The sequence below is a fragment of the Pseudomonas sp. NFXW11 genome (genome assembly GCF_049887815.1).
Classification (GTDB): domain Bacteria; phylum Pseudomonadota; class Gammaproteobacteria; order Pseudomonadales; family Pseudomonadaceae; genus Aquipseudomonas.
The window spans coordinates 248,699-268,214 of the sequence record NZ_JAGEKI010000001.1 but is presented as its reverse complement, the minus strand read 5'-3'; the positions used below and the strand labels follow the sequence as shown (position 1 = coordinate 268,214).

The following is a 19,516-nucleotide window of genomic DNA, read 5'->3' as shown; positions in this document are numbered from 1 at the left end:
GAAAAACAGTGTAAATGGTCTTTTCATCCTGGGATAAAAATCGCCCAGGCCCCGGCAGTCGCTCCACCAGGCCCTGGATCGGCGGCAGTTAATGCCAGCTTGGCGATCGCGCTATGTATCGCCCCTCTGCCTGCCCGCAGAATGCGCCGGCAGACAACACCCAGTATTGGAGGTGAAACCCGATATGCCGATGAATGTACAACTGCGTGAAGTCGATCACGGCAACTACGAGCAGCTCAGCGACCTCGAGGTGTTCGCCGAACAAGAGGACTATGTTGCATCGAACCTCTGGTCCCTGGCCCAGGCCGCCTACGAGCCGCAGTGCACGGCGCGCGCCATCTATCATCAGGATCAGCCCGTGGGCCTGTTCCTGTGGCATGCCGCCAGCCCGCACAAGGTCGCCATCTGGCGCTTTATGGTAGACAAGCAGCATCAGCACCAGGGCATTGGTCGCCAGGCCCTGGGCCTGCTGCTCGAGGAATTGCGCCGCAGCCCCGGCCTGACCCAGGTAGAGATCTGCTACAACCCGGAAAATCCCCTCGCCGCCCCCTTCTACGCCAGCTTCGGCTTCCAGGAACAAGGGATGGACCAAGACAACGAAGACATGCTGGCGCTGTTGCAACTGCCGGTGGCTTGAAGCGCCCGCGCCACTTCCCTGGTGCAGAACAAGCGCATTACCCTGCGCAATCACTCCACCCATACCCCTCAAGCATGCTCACACAACTTCGCGACATGGACCTGCAACTGCTGCGCCTGTTCGTCACCATTGTCGAATGCGGCGGCTTCAGCGCCGCCCAGGGCAAGCTGGGCCTGGCCCAGTCCACCATCAGCACGCAGATGGCCAAGCTCGAAGTACGACTGGGCATACGCCTGTGCGAGCGCGGCAAGAGCGGCTTCCGCCTGACCCCCAAGGGCGAGCTGGTGCTGGCCTCGGCCCGGCGCATGCTCGAAGCCCTGGACAGGTTCACCCGTGAAGCCCGGGACGTATCGCAAAGCCTCTTGGGCGAGTTGCATATCGGCATTTCCGAGCGCCTTGCCCCCCGGGAAGCGGAAACCATCGCCCGAGCCCTTGGCCAATTCCGCCAGCGGGCACCGGAGGTGGTGCTGGAGATTCTCTCGGCCACCCCGGCGGACCTCGAGCAGCAGTTGCTGCGCAACCAGTTGCAACTGGCGATCGGCTATTTCTCCGGCAACCAAACCGCCCTGCACTACGAGCCGCTGTTCAGCGAGCGGCAGAGCCTGTACTGCGGCCAGGGCCACGAGTTTTTCCGCCACCCGCCGCCAGATCCGGCCATGCTCCGGGCATCGAGCCAGATCGCCAGGCCGTACAAGACCCAGCCGTTGCACGCCAGGATGCTGTCGCCCAAGCGCACCGCCATTTCCGAACAGGTGGACGCCGACCTGATCTTTATCCTCTCGGGTGCTCACCTGAGCTTTCTGCCCACCCATATTGCCGAGCCCTGGGTCGCCGGCGGCAAGCTGCGAGCCCTGTTCGAGGACAGCCTCAGCTATGACGTGACCTTCTACCTGGCCACCTCGAAAAGCCGCGAGCCCGGTGAGGTGCTCGAAGTGTTCAAACAGCACCTGTTGCAGGCGTTCAAGAACCCCTGAGACCGCGCATGCGGTTTCGACTGCGCCTCTTCTACGCCAAGCGCAACCCCGTTACTCTTCGCCCCTGCCATTAGCCAGGCCATCGACCATGAGCCCTACCGCCCAATTCTGGCGCGACCCGCAACTGCCCTATGCGGAAAGCCGCCGGGCTTGCGACAGCCGCGCCAACTACAAGGCCCATAGCCATCCCAGCGTCTCCATCGGCGCGGTCGATCAGGGCCGCAGCCTGTTCACCGGCGCCAGCACCGGCCCGACGCTGATCCACCCGGGCAGCCTGGTGTGGGTGCCGGCCCACTGCACCCATGCCTGCAACCCGCAGCCGGGCCAGGCCTGGAGCTACCAGATGCTGCATCTGGACGCCGCTTGGCTGCAGGGCATCTACCAGGAGTTGCAGCTCAGCGCACCGCAGCAGGTAGTGCTGAGCAACGACCAGGCGCTGTACCGGCACTTCTGCCGACTCAACCAGCTGCTGTTCGCGGATGGCGACTGGCAGGACAAGGAAGCCGCACTGATCGAGTTCGTCGGTGATTTCCCCAGCCACGGGCATGCGCTGATGCGTCCGGCTGCCGAACCGGCCCGGGCCTCGGCCGCTGTGCGCCGGGTCATGCAGTTGCTCCAGCAGGAGCCGCAGGAGCCCCAGCCCCTGGAGCAACTGGCCCATATCGCTGGCCTGAGCCGCTACCAGCTGATCCGTGCCTTCAGGGCCGCCAGCGGCATGACGCCCCACGCCTATCAACTGAACCAGCGGATCATCCAGGCCCGCGCCTCATTGCAGGCCGGCGAGGCTTCGGCGGCCCTGGCCCAGCGCCTGGGCTTTGCCGACCAGGCGCATTTCCAGCGGGTGTTCAAGGCCCACGTCGGGGTTACCCCAGGCTCGTACAAGGCCTGAACCGCGCGCAATTTTCTTCAATACCCAGCAACCGCCTCGCCAGCAGACTTGCAGCCCTTCCCAAGGTTTGTGGATGTCTTGCTCATGATTCAACAGTTTCTGCTGGTTGCCGCCGCGCACTTTCTCGCCCTGCTCTCCCCCGGCCCGGACTTCTTCCTGGTGGCGCGGCTGTCCATGGCCGCCGGATGGCGCGCGGCCACCGGCGCCTGCCTGGGCATTGCCCTGGCCAATGGGGTGTTTATCGTCATGGCGTTTGCCGGGGTTGCGGTACTGCGCCCGGACAGCCTGTGGTTCCTGCTGATCCAGCTGGCCGGCTGCGCCTACCTGCTGTACTTGGGCGGGCTGTTTATCCGCCATGCCGGCGGCAATTCCCTGGCCGGCATGGCCAGTACTGGCCAGCCCCAGGCACTGGACCGCGCCAACTGGCGGCGTGGCCTGGGCCAGGGATTTCTCTCGGGCATTCTCAATCCGAAAAACGCCCTGTTCTACGTCAGCCTGGCGTCACTGGTGGGTGCAGCCACCAGCGGTGGCTGGAAGCTGGTCTATGGGCTCTGGATGTTCGCCGCGGTCCTGGGCTGGGACCTGCTGGTGGCGCTGGCAATCGGCAACCGGCCAGTGCGCGAGCGCTTTGCCCGCGCCCTGCCCTGGCTGGAGCGAATCACCGGAGTGCTGTTGATCCTGCTGGCGCTGGGGGTGATAGGCGCCAGCCTTTACCGGGTCATTGGCAACTAAGCTCTGTTTCAGGTCGCTAAGTACGGCGCAATATTGGAGAACTCAAAAATGGACCAAGAGTAAAATCAACTCTTTGAAATCACTTCAATCATGTATTGATTCAAGTCCCGCAGATCCTTGATGCTCCAGGCGTGGGGCGCGATCTTCACGCCATTTTCCTGCAAGGTCTTGGGAATCAAGTTGCCATTGGGACGCAGCACCACCGATGAAACAATAACCCCCGGATAGTCCTTCAAGCGCTTCTTGAAAGCGGGCTTTGTCAGATCGGGCGTAGGTGGATTGCTCTTGTTGGCCAAGGGCCCGCTACCCTTGATATCGGCGCCGTGGCACACCGAGCAGCGCTGCAGAAAGAGGGTTTTGCCATTGCTGTTATCCGCGAAGGACAAGGGCATTTGCAACAGTGATAGAACCCCAAGCACAGTGATGGACAGCAACTTCATATAGAGGGCCTTATTGAAATCAGATCTGAATCGAGGGCAAACCCCGCGCGCACAGCTGTGATGAAATGCAGACTTATAGTTTGAATGCGCGAAGTTCTTTGGAAGAAAAGCCAAACGAAAGAGTGGAAGTTTCTATAACGGCGGTATGCAACATGCTAATCCCTTGAGCACTTATAATTTTATTGTTTGCCGCGAGTACGGCTTCTTACTGGCGGCGACACTTTCAATATTGTTTCTGAAGATGTCAACACTGAAAAATAAATTGACCAGGGTGCGGGCACATCAGGCGCCCAGTCGAAGCAACTGAAATGACAGTTCATTACACAAAAACACATCAATACAACAATTAATTATCGTTTTACGATAATTATCCGCTAGCCTTGCCCTACCCTCCACCCAGAGATCCCGGCATGCCAGTCAAGTCCTTGCGTACCTTGCTGATCAGTACTCTGTTACTCCTCGCCACGTCCCTGGCAGCGGCCGAGCCGCAGGCGGTTGCGGCCCGGCAACTGGCCCGCGGCGACGGCTCGTCGATCACCTGGTACCTGTGGCAACGCCACATCGGCCCGGCACCCAAGGCGCTGCTGGTGATCATCCAGGGCTCGGACTGCAACAGCGTGACCCGCATCCCCGGCGTCTACCGCCACTTGGCCCGGGCCCTGCCCGAGGCGGATGTGCTGACCGTGGAGAAATACGCCATCGAGGCCAGCCTGCCCTACGACCACGACCCCGAACGCGCGGACTGCCCTGCGGCCTATCTGCGCCACGACAGCCCCAGCCAGCGCGCGCAAGACCTGCAAGCGGTGCTCGCTCACTTGCAGCAAGACCGGCGCTATAGCCGTATCGTCGCCCTGGGCGGCAGCGAAGGCGCGGTGGTCGCCCACCTGCTGGCGGCACGCAGCAACCTGGTGCACGCCACCGTGGCCTTCAACGGCGGTGGCCAGTGGTTTCGCGATGACCTGCTGCACGGTCTGGCCAGCAGCCCACAGAACCCTGCGCAGCAGGCCGAATCACGCCGGGAGCTGTTGGGTTTTATCCAGCAGGTGCAACAACAGCCAGCGGCAGACTTGCAAGCCAGCGGCCATGGCGCGGGCTGGTGGCAGGACGTGCTGCGCCTCGACCAACTGGCGCTGTTGCAGGGCAGTCGGGTGCCGGCGCTGATCATCCAGTCCGGCGCCGACGAGGCGGTATCGGTGTCGGCAGTGACTAGGATGATTGCGCAACTGCGCGAACACGGCCGACCCGGCCTGGCGTTTCGCCCCTACCCCGGGCTCGACCATCGCCTGGCCGACACCACCGGCACCAGCCGCATGGCCGAAGTGGTCAGCGATATCGCCCTGTGGTTGCGTCAGTTGCCGCTCGCCAGCCGCGAGCCCGGCTAAGGCGCCTCGCCCTGCTGCAGGGCCGGCCAAGGGCGCCCGGCTGCGACCTATGGCCGCAGGCATTGGTCTAATTAGCCCGCCCCGCGCTGCGTCCGTTTGTTACCATGCGCGGGTTTTTTGCCTGTCTGGCTGTTCAAAGGGCGTTACTTCATGAGTGTTCTGCTGACTCGCCGCACCCTGCTCACCAGCGCCGGGGTACTCGGCCTGGGCCTGCTCGCCGGGTGCGACAACAGCCCCCGGCTGTCCTTCAAATACGGCAAGGACCTGAGCAATCAGATTCTCGGCCGCACCTTCAAGCTCACCGATTCCCAGGGCGAAACCAAGTCGCTGTCCAGCTACCGCGGGCTGATGCCGATGATCTTCTTCGGCTTTACCCAGTGCCCGGCGGTCTGCCCCACCACCCTGGCCCGCGCGGCCCAGGCCAAGAAGCTGATGGGCCGTGATGGCGATCGGCTCAAGGTGGTGTTCATCACCCTCGACCCCGAGCGCGACACCCCCGAAGTGCTGGATGCCTACGTCAAGGCGTTCGATCCGAGCTTCGAGGCGCTGTACGGCAGCCTGGAGGAAACCGCCGCCACCGCCAAGGAATTCGGCGTGTTCTACGAGAAGATCCCCAGCGGTTCGACCTACACCCTGTCGCACACCGCCACCAGTTTCGTCTACGACTCCCGGGGCACCCTGCGCCTGGGTCTGTCGCAGTCACTCAACGCCCAAGAGTGCGCAGAAGACCTGCTCACCGTCATGGAGGTTTGTTAATGAAGTGCCCGTCCCGTCTCTCGTCCGCCCTGCTGCTGATGTCCCTGTTGGGCCTGGCCAATGCCGCCGGCGCTGCCACCTTGGTAGACAACGCCTGGGTGCGCGCCACAGTGGCTGGCCAGCATGCCAGCGGCGCCTTTATGGACATCACCGCCAGCAGCGACAGCAAGCTGGTGGCGGTGGAGTCGCCGGTGGCGCGCATCGTGCAGATTCACCAGTCGAGCATGCATAACGATGTGATGAGCATGCAGCAGGTGGACGCCGTCGCCCTGCCGGCCGGCAAGAAGGTCAGCCTCGACAGCCACGGCTACCACGTGATGCTGATGGAGCTGAACGGCCAGATCAAGGAAGGCGACCTGGTACCGCTGACCCTGATCGTGGAAAACCCCAAGGGCGAGAAAGAGTCGATCAAGGTCCAGGCCCAGGCCCGCGCGCTGAATACCCAGGACCACGGCATGATGATGCACTGAACGGCCGGAAGCTCCGGCCCCGGGGCCAGCAGCCGCGCTATCGAAGCGCGGCTTTTTTTTGCCTGCAACCAGCACCTCGCTGTGGCAGTGCTCGATAGCTGCCCGGCTATTTCCCGCCAGTGACTCAATATGCGAACCTACGCGCCTTTTTCGGTACTGGCTTAAAGCCATTTACCCGGCCGCCCGCCTCTGGATTCAGGGTCACGCCTGGAGCAAGCCTCATCAGGGATTCGAAATGTCGTCACGCGGCACAGTGATTCATGCGCTTTTCTTCAGGACAAAGTCGGGCAACCCGGTCGTCCTGCCACTTACAGATACCTATGAAATGCTGCTGCGTCCCGCCTCGGACGAGGCCAGCGACAACGCCTTGATTCTGGAAATCAACCGCTCCTCCACAAGCCTCCACTCCGAGAACCTAGGGGTGGCCTCCTTCACCACCCTGTATGGCGAGAACGGCAGCGGCAAGACTGAAATGTTGCTGCAGTTATGCGAATGGCTGACGGCTTCAAAGTCATTGTCCAAGCTCGGCATGTTCTGGGAGAACCACCAGGGCCTGCAACTGACCTGCGGCGCCTCGCTGAAAAACCTTGAGCTGAGCTCAAGCCTGCCGATCCAACGCGACGACGGCGCCGCCGTGCCGGAGTTCTCGACGGTGTTCTACACCACCTCGCCCTTTGAAAGAGTGCGTCGCAGCCGACTGCGACGCCGCGGGCTGAAGGACGTCAGCCCACGGTTTGGCAAGGATGTGGAATCCGAACTGGCGGCGGCCTTCAGTGCCTATCCCTATCTCAGGGAACGGGTCGACTTCGTCGGTGAGGCCCAGGTGGTGCTGGAACTCAAACCTTTTTCAATACAGGAGCTGCTGACGGCCTATGGTGGCAACCGCACGGCAAGCAACCTGAGCTCGAACCCGGCACTGAAGAAGAGCTTGCATGACCTGAATCGCACCGGGTCGCCGGAAATGAAATTCATGTTGTCCTATGCCGTGTTGGATTCCGTGGAGCGGCTCACTGCCCTGGATACCGATCAGTTGATCGACGCTTTGCTAGAGATGCTTGAGGACCACCACCCCTGGTTGGACGATCTGTTGAGCAGCAACCCGCCGTCTATCGAGAATCTCTCCGAAGATCCGTTGCTGACCAAGCAATTGATCAAGGCAGGCAAGGCACTAAAGGTGGTCAGGCCGCTCTTCGCCAAGGTCAGCTCGTGGCGACGCAGTTCCAGCCTGGCCTACCTGGACGAGCAGGTCGGTCAGCACATTCGCCAGCATGAAAGCACCCTGGCACACATCAGTGCCATGGGCCTGCTGCGGTTCTCCTTCAAGCAACTGAGTTCCGGCCAGGCCAGCATGATGTCGCTGTACTGTGCCATTGCCCGGGCCATCGGCGAGTTCGAGCGTGAGTCGCCGCAGCGCTTGCTGTTGCTGTGTATCGATGAAGGCGAAATGTTCATGCACCCCAAGTGGCAACGCCAGTACATCTTCGATCTGCTGCAGTTCATCAAGGCGTTCTCTACTGCCCACAGGGCTCATGTATTGATTTCCACCCACTCGCTGATAGTGGCCGCCGACACCCCGGCCGGCCGCCTGTTCGATCTGGACCACAAGCAACTGATCAATGCCTTTGGCTACACCCCCAAGCAGACCCTGCGTTCGGTGTTCGACGTGGGCGATTTCACCGGGGAGTTCAATATGCAGCGATTGACCGAGTTGTCCGATGTGCTGAACCACAAGCAGCGGAATCTCAAGCACATCGCAAAAGCCCGGCGGATCGCCGATACCTTGGCCGACGCAGAGCTCAAGAAGCATGTGCAGCAGCGCTTGGATGTGCTTGAGGGAAACCCGGATGCTCAAGCTTAATATCTCGGCAAGCGCCAGCAGTCAGCACCTGGCAACCTTGGGGCCACGCTTCGACAAGGCCATGAGCGCCTGGGGAAAGTCCTTTACCGGTTACCCGGCCCGCACCAAGGCCTTGCACGCCTTGCTGCTCAGCCAGCGCAAGTCGATCCTGGTCGGCGATGTCAGCCAGCTGCGCCAGGTGATCCAGCAGGTCGAGGCCACGGCTCCGGAGCTGATGCAGTACCTGCGTGAGCGCCCGGCAAAGGACGACCGCCTAAAGCCGATGGAGAAACTGATCACGCAGCTGGGCAAGGTTTTCAACTACAGCAGGTTCATCCTCAAAGACACCGGCTGGAATGCCTACAAGCTGGTCGGCAGCTACAAGTTGCGCATCTGTCCCTACTGCCACCTGCACCATGTCAACTATCACGGGCAAAGCACCGGCACGCCCAAGCAACTGGAACTCAGGCCGCCACTGGATCACTTCCTGCCCAAGTCGATCTACCCTTTTCTCGCGGTGTCGCTATACAACCTGGTGCCGTCCTGCCATCAGTGCAATTCATCGATCAAGGGCGATGACGAACCCGCCCTGGATGTGCCCCATCCCTTCGACAGTTCGAGCGTTCTGGACATGAGTTTCGATATTCAGGCCTCGCCATTGGCGCTGGCCGGGTTGGTCGATGAAAAACTGGCGGTCAAGATCAGCGGCCAGGGTGGCTGGGATGCATTCGCGTGCTTCTTTCATCTTCAGGAGCGCTATCAGTGGTACCTGCCTGAGGTGCAGGAGATGCTCGGACGCAAGCAGGCGATGGATGATGGCGACGCGGTCTTGCAATCGCTGGCGTTACGTCACCGATACATTCTCGGCTTCGACCCCAAGGACGCTGAACAACGCGCCCTGGGTATCTGTCTGAAAGACATCGCGAAACAGCTCAAGGTGCTTTGAGGTTCAGTAGATCGCCCGCGCCAGCCATACCGTCAAGCCGCCACACTGCGGGTCCTGGCTGACCTGTTGCACCACCTCAAAACCATGGGTATCGAGCAAGGTGCAGTACTCCAGCGGCGCCAGGCTGGCGTGGTACAGCGCCTCGCCCTGGAACTCGCCAATGGCCTCGCCGGCCTCCGGGCCGCTGGTGAACATCAGCGCGCAACCCGGCCCGGCATGGCGTTCGAATGTCGCGAACATGGCGCGCTGATCATCGGCAGGCAGGTGGAAGAAGCTGTTCCAGGCGAGGATCCCGGCAAAATCATCTTCAAGGACCAGCTCGCGCATATCGGCCTGCAGCCAGCGCTGTGCGGGAAAGCGCTGGCGGCACAGGCCGAGCAATGCGCTGGAGCTGTCGACACCGGTCAGTTCGCACCCCTGCTCGATCAGGTAGCCGGCCACTGGCTGGCCGGCGCCGCAACCCAGGTCCAGCACCTGTCGGCCCGGGGCCATCTGCTGGAGAAACCGCTGCAGCCAGATCTTCTCGCCGTCGAAGGTCGGGGTTTGGACCTGGGCCTGGCGGCGTTGGTCCCAGGCCTGGGCGTGGCGCTGGTAGAGATCGACGATATTGCGCGCGCTGGGGTGCATGCCGGGCTTTCCATGGTGGCTTCAAGGCCGCCGATTACACCTCAGCCAGCGCTCTGCCACAAGGCTTTCAGCCCTGCCCCGCCAGGCCCAGCAATTGCTCGCGCAGCCAGCGGTTGGCCGAATCGTTGTGCACCTGCTTGCTCCAGTAGAGGTTCAGGCACACCTCCGGCAGGCCCAGGGGCATATCGAGAATGCGGTTGCCCAGCCCGGCGTTGATCAGCCGCGCATTGTCCCGGGTCAGGGTCAGCAGCCGATCGCTCTGGGCCACCAACTGTGCGGCGGTCAGAAAGTGCTGGCAGTGCTGGCGAATGCGTCGCACCAGGCCCAACTGCCCCAGGGCCAGGTCCTCGACGCAGATGCCGCGGCGCCTCGACGTCACCGCCACATGTTCGGCCGCCAGGTAGCGCTCGGCGGTCAGCTCGCCCTGAAAGCCCGGGCCGGCCATTACGCAGAAGGCATCCTGCAGCAGCAGTCGCTGTTGCAACTGCGGGTCGGTGAGGCGTGACAGCTCGATGGCCAGGTCGATGCGCCCGGCAATCATCTCCAGCTTGAGGTCGGCCCAGTGCACGCTGGTGCTGCGGATCTCCAGGTGCGGCGCCACCCGGTTCAGGTGCGCCAGGATCAACGGCAGGATGATCGGCTCCAGCTGTTCGGGCATGTTCAGGGTGAAGCGCCGCCGATCCCGCAGCGGGTCGAAGGCCTGCGCCGGGCTGAGGCTGCGGCGCAGGCCATTGAGGGCGTCCTGGATACCCGGAGCCAGTTGCTTGGCCAGGGGCGTTGGCGCCACGCCGTAGCCCTCGCGCACGAACAGCGGATCGTCCAGTTGCACCCGCAACCGCGCCAGGGCGTGGCTGATGGCCGATTGGCTGAGGTGCAGCACCGAGGCGGCGCGAGTCAGGTTGCGCTCCTGGTAGACCACCTCGAAAACTCGAAACAGGTTCAGGTCCAGACGGCTAAGCCCAGACCATTCATGCGGTGAGTTCATGGTTGTGCCCTCGCAAATTCCACCCGATGCAGGCTAACAGCCCATCATTCAGGGCCCAACCATGTAGCGCATTCATGAATCTCGATGAATAACCATCGGTTCTGTGGCAGGCCCAAGGCTGCCTAAGATAGGTCGGCCCACAATAACAATCAGGAGGCACCATGGACCTTGCGGCCTATCAGCAGCACCTTCACGCCTTGCAGCAGGCCGCCTGGCCCAAAGGCGCGCCACGTACCGCGCAATACCCCCAGGGCCAGCAACCCCTTACCGAATACCTGCGCGCCTGGGCCCGTGAACAAGGCGCCGCGGTGGCCCTGGACTTCTACGGCCACAGCCTGAGTTTCGCCGAGCTGGACCACCAGTCCGACCGCTGCGCGGCGCTGCTCACCGAGCTCGGCGTGCGCCCCGGCGATCGGGTCGCGGTGTTCCTGCCCAACTGCCCGCAACTGCATATCGGCTTCTGGGGCATTCTCAAGTGCGGCGCGGTGTATGCGCCGGTCAGCCCGCTGGCGCGGAGCCTGGAACTGGAATACCAGCTCAAGGACAGCGACGCCCAGGTCATCCTGTGCTTCGATCAGTTGCTCGATGTGGTCCACGCCGTGGCTGAGTCTTGCGGCCTGCAGCACATCCTCGCCAGCAGCCTGTCGGAGTTGTGCCCAGCCACCCCGAGCATTCCCGTGCCCGACCTGCTGCGCGCGCCCAAACGCCTGGACCCCGGGGTGATTGATTTCTACCCGGCGCTGGAGCAATGCAGCACCGCCACGCCCACCCACCGCCCAGCCCTGGACGACGTCGCCGCCCTCAACTACACCGGCGGCACCACCGGCATGCCCAAGGGTTGCGTGCACACCCACGGGCATATGCTCTACACCTGCGCCAGCTTCGTGCCGGTGGCCCTGGGCCTGACGCGCGACAGCGTGATGCTCAATTTCCTGCCGCAATTCTGGATCGCCGGGGAAAACGCCGGGCTGCTGTTTCCCGTCTACGCCGGCTGCCGCCTGGTGCTGCTGGCACGCTGGGACGCCCCGGGCTTTATGGCCGCGGTGCAGCAGTACAAGGTCAGCCATTGCGGGCTGCTGGTGGACAGCGCCGCCGAAGTGCTGGAACACCCCGAGGTGGCGAACCACGACTTCACTTCCCTGCAATCCACTGGGTGCATTTCCTTCGTCAAGAAGCTGACCCTCGACTACCGCCAGCGCTGGAAAGCCCTGACCGGCTGCACCCTGTTCGAATTCAGCTTCGGCATGACCGAAACCCACACCTGCGACACCTTCACCGCCGGCCTGCAACAGGACGACTTCGACCTCAAGAGCGCCCCGACCTTCGTCGGCCTGCCAGTGCCGGGCACCGAGTTCAAGGTCTGCGACTTCGACAGCGGCGCGCTACTGCCCCTGGGCGCCGAAGGCGAGCTCTGCGTGCGTAGCCCGGCGCTGCTGGAGGGTTACTGGCGGCGCCCGGATGAGTCCGCCGCGGTATTGCGCCAAGGCTGGCTGCATACCGGCGACCTTGGGCAGATCACCGAACTAGGCTTTATCCGTTACCTGGGACGGCGCAAGGAGATGCTCAAGGTCAATGGCATGAGCGTGTTTCCCAGTGAGCTGGAAGCCTTGTTCGGCCAGCACCCGCACGTACTGGCCAGCGCGGTGATCGGTCGTGCCGACGAGCGCCGTGGCCAGCAGCCGGTGGCCTTCGTGGTGCTCAAGCCGGAGGCGCCCCAGGACCCGCAAGCCCTCAGCGCCTGGTGCCAGCAGGTGATGGCTGCCTACAAGGTGCCGGAAATCCGCCTGGTCAGTGCCCTGCCCATGACCGCCACCGGCAAGGTCAAGAAGAACGAGCTGGAACAACAGCTCTGAGCCACCCTTATCTAGTGTGAGAATTGCCATGTTCCAGAGTCTGTTGATCGCCAATCGTGGCGAGATCGCCATCCGCATCGCCCGCGCCTGCGCCGACTTGGGCATCCGCAGCGTCGCGGTGTATGCCGAGGACGACCACGCCAGCCTGCACACGCGCAAGGCCGACCTGGCACTGCCGCTCAAGGGCCGCGGGGTACCGGCCTACCTGGATCGGCAACAGCTGATCGACCTGGCCCTGGAACAGGGCTGCGAAGCGATTCACCCCGGCTACGGCTTTCTCGCCGAGAACGCCGACTTCGCCGAGCAGTGCCAGCGGGCTGGGCTGACCTTTATCGGCCCCGCCCCCGAAGTGCTGCAACTGTTCGGCGACAAGGCCGCGGCCCGCGACCTGGCCTTGGGCTGCGGGGTGCCATTGCTCGACGGCATCAACCAGCCGATCAGCCTGGAGCAGGCCGAAGACTTCTTCAGCCGGCATGGCGCGGTGATGCTCAAGGCCCTGGCCGGCGGCGGCGGTCGCGGCATGCGCGCGGTCACCGAACGCAAGCAGCTGGAGCAGGCCTTCGCCCGCTGCCAGTCCGAGGCGCTGTCGGCCTTTGGCAATGGCGCGCTGTACATCGAGCAGTTGCTGCGTCAGGCCCGGCATATCGAGATCCAGGTGCTGGGGGATGGCAGCGGCGCGGTCAGCCACCTGTGGGAGCGCGACTGCAGCCTGCAGCGGCGCCATCAGAAGCTGGTGGAGATCGCCCCCAGCCCGGACCTGGCCGACGACCTGCGCCAGCAGTTGATCGAGGCCGCGCTGCAACTGGCCAGCCGGGTGCGCTACCAGGGCATCGGCACCTTCGAATTTTTGGTCGACCTGCAACTCCCGGGGGCCTTCTACTTTATGGAGGCCAACCCGCGGATCCAGGTCGAGCACACGGTGACCGAGATGGTCACCGGCATCGACCTGCTGCACACCCAGCTGCGCCTGGCCGCCGGCGCCTCCCTGGAAAGCCTCGGCCTCAGCCAACCGCCGGCGCCCCAGGGCTTTGCCTTGCAGGCGCGAATCAACCTTGAGGAGCTGCTGCAAAGCGGTGACACGCGGCCGGTGGTCGGCACCCTGAGCGCCTACGAGGCTCCCAGCGGTCCGGGCCTGCGGGTCGATGGCTACGGTTACGCCGGGTACCCGGTCAGCCCCAGCTACGACTCGCTGTTGGCCAAGCTGATCGTCCAGGGGCCGGACTACCCCACCACCCTGAGCCGGGCCTACCGCGGGCTCTGCGAGTTCCGCCTGGCAGGCGTGCCCAGCAACCTCGGGTTGTTGCAGAACCTGCTGCGCCATCCGGCGGTGATCGAGCACCGGGTCAGCACCACATTTGTCGAACGGCATTGGGCGGCGCTGGTACAGGCCGCGCCCGAAGCCCACCGGCCGCTGTACTTCGCTCAACCGGCGGCGCTTGCCAATACCCCGCGCAAGAGCGTCCAGGCACCGCCCGGCGCCCAGGCGGTAGCGGCCCCTAGTACCGGCGTGCTGGTGTGCCTGGAAGTGGCCGAAGGCGATGAGTTGCAACTGGCCCAGCGGGTGGCGGTGCTGGAAGCGATGAAGATGGAGTTCGAGGTCAAGGCCGGCTTCAGCGGCGTAGTCCAGGCCCTGGCGGTGCAGGTCGGTGATGCGGTGAGCGAAGGCCAGCCGCTGCTGTTCCTGGAACCGGGGGCCGTGGCCGGCGATGCCCAGTGCAACGAGGAACAGCTGGACCTGGAGCTGATTCGCGCCGACCTGGCCGAAGTGCGCCAACGTCACCAACAGCTGCTCGATGCCCAGCGTCCCCAGGCCGTGGCCAAGCGCCGCAAGACCTTGCAGCGCACCGCCCGGGAAAACCTCGATGACCTGCTCGACCCAGGCAGTTTCATGGAATACGGCGCCATGGCCCTCGCCGCCCAGCGTCGCCGGCGCACCAACGAAGAGCTGCAGGAGCTGAGCCCGGCCGACGGCCTGGTGGGCGGTATCGGCACGGTCAACGCCGGGCTGTATGACAGCCAGGTAGCCCGTTGCCTGGCCCTGGCCTACGACTACACGGTATTCGCCGGCACCCAGGGCATGATGAACCACAAGAAAACCGATCGCCTGCTGGGTCTGGCCCTGCAGTGGCGGCTGCCGGTGGTGCTGTTCGCCGAAGGCGGCGGCGGGCGTCCGGGTGACAGCGACTTTGTCGGGGTGGCCGGCCTCGACTGCCACACCTTCGCCGCCATGGCCAAGCTCTCGGGCCAGGTGCCCACCGTGGGCATCGCCTCGGGCCGCTGCTTTGCCGGCAATGCCGCCCTGCTCGGCTGCTGCAGCCTGATCATCGCCACCGCCAATGCCAGCATCGGCATGGCTGGCCCGGCCATGATCGAGGGCGGTGGCCTGGGCAGTTTCAGCGCGGAACAGGTGGGCCCGGTCTCGGTGCAAGGCCCCAATGGCGTGATCGACGTGCTGGTGGCGGATGAAGCCGAGGCAGTGCGGGTGGCCAAGCAGTACCTGAGCTACTTCCAGGGGCCGCGCAATGACTGGCAATGCGCCGACCAGCGCGAGCTGCGCCACCTGGTTCCGGAGAATCGCCTGCGGGTCTATGACATCCGCCGGGTCATCGACACCCTGGCCGACCGCGACAGCGTGCTGGAGCTGCGGCGCCAGTTCGCCCCGGGGCTGATCACCGCGCTGATCCGTATCGAAGGCCGGGCCTTTGGCCTGATCGCCAACAACCCGGCGGTGCTGGGCGGCGCCATCGATGCTGCGGCCGGGGACAAGGCGGCGCGTTTCATGCGTCTGTGCGAAGGCTTTGGCCTGCCCCTGGTGTCACTGTGCGATACCCCGGGATTCATGGTCGGCCCCGAGTCGGAGCGCCAGGCCACGGTGCGCCATGTGTCGCGCATGTTCGTCAGCGCCGCCAGCCTCACAGTGCCCTTCTTCACCCTGGTGCTGCGCAAGGGTTACGGCCTGGGGGCCCAGGCCATGGCCGCCGGGAGCTTCCACAACCCGCTGTTCACCGTGGCCTGGCCCAGCGCCGAGTTCGGTGCCATGGGCCTGGAAGGTGCGGTGCGCCTGGGCTTTGCCAAGGAACTGGCGGCCCAGCCGGACACCGAGTCGCGCCAGGCGCTGTTCGACAAGCTGGTGGCCAAGGCCTACGCCCAAGGCAAGGCGCTGAACATGGCCAGCTACCTGGAGATTGATGCGGTGATCGACCCGCTGGACAGCCGCGCCTGGCTGCTGCGGGGCTTGCAGGCCGCGCCCCGGCCAACGCCCTGGGCAGGGCGTGAACCGCGGTTTATCGATACCTGGTAAGGCGGCGGCCGGCTAGGCGCGCTCAAGGGCGCGGCAGGCCGGCACCAGGTTAGCGTTGGCGTCCCAGGCCACTGGCGCCTGGGCCAGGAACTGTCGCAGCTCGAGCAGCACCTGGCTAACGGACAGGCTGCTGGGCCGTTCGGCGACAAACTTCAGGCCCGGCATGATCTCCTGCACCCCCGGGTAGTGCCACTGCCCGGGCGTGGCCTCGGCCTGTTGCAGGGCCCGGGCGAAGATCGCAAGGTCGCGTCGCGGCCGAGGGATACCACTCACCCGTTCAACCCAGCTTTCATAGCGCTGGCGGATTTCCACCCGCCCCGGGCTGACCAGGGCCAGCACCCCGCAGCGGCTGCGGTTGTGTACCGCCACCGGCATCAGCCCCAGGTAGTCGCCCGGCCCCGCTGCGTAGGGCAGGTGCAGCACCGCAAGATCGATCTCCGGGTACTCCTCGATCCGCGTTTGCGGGTGCGCCAGCAGCGTTTCGCTACGTTGCAGCTGCTCCAGGGCTGGTCGATACAGCTCGGCGTAACGCCCGGGCCGCTCCAGGACATCGGCCATCTGCGGCAGCAGCGCGGCAAAGCGCGCCAGTAGCAGGCGATCATTGCTGCCCGAGTGGTCGCTGGACACCCGGCTGGCCAAGGCATTCAGAGCGAAGCCGCATTGCAGGGCGACGTTCGAGGTGCCACGAGCAAAATCCCCGAGCCGGGCAATATCGATCAGCAGTTGCCGATGCTTGAGGGCATGTTCCGGCGCCAGGAAGGCGTAGACCGAAGCCAGCCCGTCGAGGTCGAAATGGTCGCTGGTGATCACCTCGGCCTGCTCCGGGGCCTGCCCGCGCTGGATAAAGTCCAGGGCGCTGCTGGTGGACAGATTGGCCTTGTAGTCGGCCGGGGTCTTGTTCGCCGGCCAGTGAGACAGGGTCAGCAGGGTCGCCGGGGTGTCGATGGAATCCAGGGAGATATTCTCCCGCCGCCGACTCTGGCCCAGGGGCAGGAAACCGTAGGGGCTCTGGCGCCCCAGGCGCAGCGGTTGCAGGCCCAGCTCCAGCACTGGCTCTTGCTCTGGAATGGCGTATGTCGGGGCCTGGAGCAAGGTGGCGAGCGAAGCCTGCAACTCACCGTGGCCACCCAGGCGATAGTCCAGCCGAGCGATATTTTCCAGCCGCAGGTCCCGCGGGTTGCCATTGAGCACCCGGCAGCCGGGGCCACCCAGGGCGCTCTGCAGGTCGGTGAAACGGTTATCGGCGATGCCGATGGCGCGGCCGCCCAGCAGCCGCAGTTCCAGGTGGGCAAAACGCTGGGCCAGTCCCGGATCGAACTTCCAGCCCTGTTCATCACTGTCCATAGATAAGCGATTCATCGGCAGCTCCTTGGCGAAAAGTGTTTCAGGCTTCAACCAGTGGTTGTGCGTTGCTGCGACGCACCTGGCGCAGGCTGATAAACAACAGCGCCGACAAGCCGGCATACAGGCCGAACAACCAACCGGCGGCCTGGGCCGCACCGACGCTGCCGCCGGTGGAACCGAGCCCCGCCAGGTTGACGATCATGCCGGCCAGCGCCGCCCCCAGGGCGGTAGCCACCAGTTGCACCGTGGTGATCGAGGCCCCGGCCAGCTCTTTCTGATCGGCCGGCGCCTGTTCCAGCACCCGCGACAGCAGGTGCGGCCAGGCCAGGCCAATGCCCACCCCCACCGCCAGCATGGCCAGGCACACCAGGCCCAGGCTCAACGCCGGCGTAGCGGTGGCCGGCATAAACAGGCAGGCCAGGAGCAGCCCGCCCACCACCAGGAAGGGCCCGGCGGCAATCGCCCGGGCCGCGCCCTGGGGCTTGAGGCCGGAGCTGAAGATGGCGCCCAGGGTCCAGCCGGCGGCCATCAGGGCGGCGATATAGCCCGCCAGCAGCGGCGTCTGCCGATGCAGCACTTGCAGAAACAATGGCACGAATACCTCGCTGGTCATGCCCACCACCAGCAACGCCATGGACCCATAGAGCGCCAGCAAGGCGCTGCCGGACTTGAGGCTGTCCCGGGGCAGCAGGCGCTGCACGGAGCGGTTTTCCAGGGCGATCACCCAGGCCAGCAGGGCCAGGCCAACACCCAGGCCCAACACGTTGTACACCAGCGAAGGGGTGATGCTGCCGATGGAAATCGCCAGCACCATGGCGGTCAGCAGCACCAGCTGGCGAGCGGGAATCGGACTGTGCGGCGCGGCCTCGCGGCGTTTGCCCGGCAACAGGGCCAGGGCCAGCAGCATAAACAGCAAGGTGCAGGGCAGCAGCACCCAGAAAGCCGCGCGCCAGGCCCCGTGCTCGGCGAACACCCCGCCCACCGCCGGGCCAATCAGGGTCGCCACGCCCCACATGGCGGAAATCAACGCCATGGCCCGAGGCCACAGCGGTTCGGCGAACACCAGGCGGATCATCGCGTAGGGCAAGGCGAACAGCAGCCCGCCCCCCAGACCCTGGACGCTGCGGCCGAGGATCAACCAGGCCATTTCCGGGGCCAGGGCGCACAGGGCGCAACCGAGCATGAACAGCAGCCCCGCCAGGCTATAGGCGGCCTTGGGCCCCAACAGCGCCAGGGCTCGGGTGGACAGCACCGAGCCGATGATCGAGGCCACCACAAACAGGGTGGTGTTCCAGGCGTAGTAGTCCAGCCCGCCGATATCCGCCACCACCGAAGGCAAGAGTGTGGTGACTAGGTAGACGTTGATTGCATGCAGCGCCACGCCACCGGCCAAGGCTGCGGAGCGCAAGCCGTTGCTACCGAGTAACAGTGCCGACCATCCGGTTGTCGATGCCATGCCCAGCTTCCTTTCGCGTTGTTGGATACTGCGGCACTGTATTACACAAGCAATAGCTTTGATAATTGTTTTTTACCTGGGTTCGCAACATGCTGCGCCAACCCCATGAAAACCGTGACAAGCACGGGGAAGCGGCGGCGCGGCCTGTTATGCTTGGCCGATCCTGCGCGGTATAAAGGCCGCTGATAACCCAACTGCCTATTGGTTAATGGTCCCCATGTCGTCGATGTCCCCGCCTGCCGAGAAAAAGAACCCCGGTGCCACCGCCGAACGCATCCTGTTCCTGTTGAAGACTCGCGGCCCGCTGAAAACCGCCGATCTGGCGCCCCTGCTCAAGGTGTCGCTGGAGGCCACCCGCCAGCAGGTGCAGCGCCTGGTGGACAGCGAACTGATCCGCGGCCAAGTGATGCCGGCCCAGGGCGCCGGGCGGCCCTCGCAGAAATGGGTGCTGACCGAGCAAGCCCAGGCACGCTTTCCCGACACCCACGCCAACCTGACCCTGCAACTGATCGATTCGATTCGCGCGGTGTACGGCGCCGATGGCGTGGAGCGCATCGTCAGCGACATGGAGCGGATCAACAGGGCCGAATACCTGGCGGTCTGCGCCCCGCTGGCGACCCTTGAAGCCAGGGTCCGGGCCCTGGCGCAGATCCGTGAAGTGGCTGGCTACATGGCCAGCGTCGAGGCCGACGGCGATGCCTGGCTGCTGATCGAGAGCCATTGCCCGATCTGCGTCGCGGCCCAGCAGTGCCAGGGCTTCTGCCGCGCGGAACTGCAAGTGTTCCAGGCCGCCATTGGTGAACTGGGCGAAGTGCAACGGGTGGAACACCTGATCACCGGCGGACGCCGTTGCGTCTATCGTATCCAGGCCCCCCAAGCGAGTTGAC

At 64.4% G+C, this 19,516-nt stretch carries 17 protein-coding genes; 12 read left to right on the top strand and 5 right to left on the bottom strand.

Annotated elements, in window-relative coordinates:
* Nucleotides 1–184 precede the first annotated feature (184 nt).
* The 4 genes from J4P02_RS01215 (at nucleotide 185) to J4P02_RS01200 (ending at nucleotide 3,232) form a co-directional block, all read left to right on the top strand.
* Nucleotides 185–637, top strand: coding sequence for a GNAT family N-acetyltransferase (locus J4P02_RS01215; RefSeq protein WP_426186881.1), 453 nt, complete (start codon nucleotides 185–187; stop codon nucleotides 635–637).
* Between the two features lie 74 nt (nucleotides 638–711).
* Nucleotides 712–1,611, top strand: a complete 900-nt coding sequence (locus tag J4P02_RS01210; protein ID WP_426186878.1) for a LysR family transcriptional regulator — start codon at nucleotides 712–714, stop codon at nucleotides 1,609–1,611.
* An 88-nt stretch (nucleotides 1,612–1,699) separates the two neighbouring features.
* On the top strand, nucleotides 1,700–2,500 hold the full coding sequence (locus tag J4P02_RS01205; protein WP_426186875.1) for a helix-turn-helix domain-containing protein: 801 nt from the start codon (nucleotides 1,700–1,702) through the stop codon (nucleotides 2,498–2,500).
* A gap of 87 nt (nucleotides 2,501–2,587) precedes the next feature.
* Nucleotides 2,588–3,232 (top strand): LysE family translocator, encoded by a 645-nt coding sequence (locus J4P02_RS01200; RefSeq protein WP_426187697.1) that lies wholly within the window; start codon nucleotides 2,588–2,590, stop codon nucleotides 3,230–3,232.
* 65 nt (nucleotides 3,233–3,297) lie between these two features.
* Here J4P02_RS01200 and J4P02_RS01195 read toward each other — a convergent pair whose 3' ends face one another.
* Nucleotides 3,298–3,672: a c-type cytochrome gene (locus tag J4P02_RS01195; protein WP_426186872.1), complete on the bottom strand. Its 375-nt coding sequence runs from the start codon at nucleotides 3,670–3,672 to the stop codon at nucleotides 3,298–3,300.
* Between the two features lie 410 nt (nucleotides 3,673–4,082).
* Between J4P02_RS01195 and J4P02_RS01190 the strand changes: the two genes are divergently transcribed.
* The 5 genes from J4P02_RS01190 (at nucleotide 4,083) to J4P02_RS01170 (ending at nucleotide 9,063) form a co-directional block, all read left to right on the top strand.
* Nucleotides 4,083–5,054 carry an alpha/beta hydrolase gene (locus tag J4P02_RS01190; RefSeq protein WP_426186869.1) on the top strand — a complete coding sequence of 324 codons (972 nt, stop codon included), beginning with the start codon at nucleotides 4,083–4,085 and terminating at the stop codon, nucleotides 5,052–5,054.
* Nucleotides 5,055–5,204: 150 nt separating this feature from the next.
* Complete coding sequence (locus J4P02_RS01185) at nucleotides 5,205–5,810, top strand: SCO family protein (RefSeq protein WP_102865242.1); 606 nt, start codon at nucleotides 5,205–5,207, stop codon at nucleotides 5,808–5,810.
* Complete coding sequence (locus J4P02_RS01180; RefSeq protein WP_426186865.1) at nucleotides 5,810–6,280, top strand: copper chaperone PCu(A)C; 471 nt, start codon at nucleotides 5,810–5,812, stop codon at nucleotides 6,278–6,280. The genes J4P02_RS01185 and J4P02_RS01180 overlap by 1 nt, the downstream gene beginning before the upstream one ends.
* Nucleotides 6,281–6,605: 325 nt before the next feature.
* Nucleotides 6,606–8,138: a hypothetical protein gene (locus tag J4P02_RS01175; RefSeq protein ID WP_426186862.1), complete on the top strand. Its 1,533-nt coding sequence runs from the start codon at nucleotides 6,606–6,608 to the stop codon at nucleotides 8,136–8,138.
* Nucleotides 8,125–9,063 carry a hypothetical protein gene (locus J4P02_RS01170; protein ID WP_426186859.1) on the top strand — a complete coding sequence of 313 codons (939 nt, stop codon included), beginning with the start codon at nucleotides 8,125–8,127 and terminating at the stop codon, nucleotides 9,061–9,063. Before J4P02_RS01175 ends, J4P02_RS01170 begins: the two co-directional genes overlap by 14 nt.
* 3 nt (nucleotides 9,064–9,066) lie before the next feature.
* Here the strand turns inward: J4P02_RS01170 and J4P02_RS01165 are convergent, their stop codons facing one another.
* A complete protein-coding gene (locus J4P02_RS01165) occupies nucleotides 9,067–9,690 on the bottom strand; it encodes a class I SAM-dependent methyltransferase (RefSeq protein WP_426186856.1) in 624 nt (207 codons plus the stop codon).
* 67 nt (nucleotides 9,691–9,757) lie between these two features.
* Nucleotides 9,758–10,675, bottom strand: a complete 918-nt coding sequence (locus J4P02_RS01160; RefSeq protein ID WP_426186853.1) for a LysR family transcriptional regulator — start codon at nucleotides 10,673–10,675, stop codon at nucleotides 9,758–9,760.
* Between the two features lie 161 nt (nucleotides 10,676–10,836).
* Here J4P02_RS01160 and J4P02_RS01155 point away from each other — a divergent pair, with 161 nt between their 5' ends.
* Nucleotides 10,837–12,528 carry an AMP-binding protein gene (locus J4P02_RS01155; protein WP_426186850.1) on the top strand — a complete coding sequence of 564 codons (1,692 nt, stop codon included), beginning with the start codon at nucleotides 10,837–10,839 and terminating at the stop codon, nucleotides 12,526–12,528.
* Nucleotides 12,529–12,556: 28 nt separating this feature from the next.
* The gene (locus tag J4P02_RS01150) at nucleotides 12,557–15,829 is read left to right on the top strand and encodes a carboxyl transferase domain-containing protein (RefSeq protein ID WP_426186847.1); all 3,273 of its coding nucleotides are present in this window, start codon (nucleotides 12,557–12,559) and stop codon (nucleotides 15,827–15,829) included.
* Between the two features lie 12 nt (nucleotides 15,830–15,841).
* Here the strand turns inward: J4P02_RS01150 and J4P02_RS01145 are convergent, their stop codons facing one another.
* Nucleotides 15,842–17,188, bottom strand: a complete 1,347-nt coding sequence (locus tag J4P02_RS01145; protein ID WP_426186844.1) for a DUF6687 family protein — start codon at nucleotides 17,186–17,188, stop codon at nucleotides 15,842–15,844.
* Between the two features lie 25 nt (nucleotides 17,189–17,213).
* Complete coding sequence (locus J4P02_RS01140) at nucleotides 17,214–18,629, bottom strand: MFS transporter (protein WP_426186841.1); 1,416 nt, start codon at nucleotides 18,627–18,629, stop codon at nucleotides 17,214–17,216.
* A 226-nt stretch (nucleotides 18,630–18,855) separates the two neighbouring features.
* Here J4P02_RS01140 and J4P02_RS01135 point away from each other — a divergent pair, with 226 nt between their 5' ends.
* A complete protein-coding gene (locus tag J4P02_RS01135; protein WP_426187695.1) occupies nucleotides 18,856–19,515 on the top strand; it encodes a helix-turn-helix transcriptional regulator in 660 nt (219 codons plus the stop codon).
* Nucleotide 19,516: the final 1 nt, after the last annotated feature.

Excerpts from the sequence above, each read along its gene's own strand:
- J4P02_RS01215 (WP_426186881.1), top strand. The coding sequence starts at position 185 with ATGCCGATGAATGTACAACTGCGTGAAGTCGATCACGGCAACTACGAG.
- J4P02_RS01210 (WP_426186878.1), top strand. The coding sequence starts at position 712 with ATGCTCACACAACTTCGCGACATGGACCTGCAACTGCTGCGCCTGTTC.
- J4P02_RS01205 (WP_426186875.1), top strand. The coding sequence starts at position 1,700 with ATGAGCCCTACCGCCCAATTCTGGCGCGACCCGCAACTGCCCTATGCG.
- J4P02_RS01195 (WP_426186872.1), bottom strand. The coding sequence starts at position 3,672 with ATGAAGTTGCTGTCCATCACTGTGCTTGGGGTTCTATCACTGTTGCAA.
- J4P02_RS01190 (WP_426186869.1), top strand. The coding sequence starts at position 4,083 with ATGCCAGTCAAGTCCTTGCGTACCTTGCTGATCAGTACTCTGTTACTC.
- J4P02_RS01185 (WP_102865242.1), top strand. The coding sequence starts at position 5,205 with ATGAGTGTTCTGCTGACTCGCCGCACCCTGCTCACCAGCGCCGGGGTA.
- J4P02_RS01180 (WP_426186865.1), top strand. The coding sequence starts at position 5,810 with ATGAAGTGCCCGTCCCGTCTCTCGTCCGCCCTGCTGCTGATGTCCCTG.
- J4P02_RS01175 (WP_426186862.1), top strand. The coding sequence starts at position 6,606 with ATGCTGCTGCGTCCCGCCTCGGACGAGGCCAGCGACAACGCCTTGATT.
- J4P02_RS01170 (WP_426186859.1), top strand. The coding sequence starts at position 8,125 with ATGCTCAAGCTTAATATCTCGGCAAGCGCCAGCAGTCAGCACCTGGCA.
- J4P02_RS01165 (WP_426186856.1), bottom strand. The coding sequence starts at position 9,690 with ATGCACCCCAGCGCGCGCAATATCGTCGATCTCTACCAGCGCCACGCC.
- J4P02_RS01160 (WP_426186853.1), bottom strand. The coding sequence starts at position 10,675 with ATGAACTCACCGCATGAATGGTCTGGGCTTAGCCGTCTGGACCTGAAC.
- J4P02_RS01155 (WP_426186850.1), top strand. The coding sequence starts at position 10,837 with ATGGACCTTGCGGCCTATCAGCAGCACCTTCACGCCTTGCAGCAGGCC.
- J4P02_RS01150 (WP_426186847.1), top strand. The coding sequence starts at position 12,557 with ATGTTCCAGAGTCTGTTGATCGCCAATCGTGGCGAGATCGCCATCCGC.
- J4P02_RS01145 (WP_426186844.1), bottom strand. The coding sequence starts at position 17,188 with ATGAATCGCTTATCTATGGACAGTGATGAACAGGGCTGGAAGTTCGAT.
- J4P02_RS01140 (WP_426186841.1), bottom strand. The coding sequence starts at position 18,629 with ATGGCATCGACAACCGGATGGTCGGCACTGTTACTCGGTAGCAACGGC.
- J4P02_RS01135 (WP_426187695.1), top strand. The coding sequence starts at position 18,856 with ATGTCCCCGCCTGCCGAGAAAAAGAACCCCGGTGCCACCGCCGAACGC.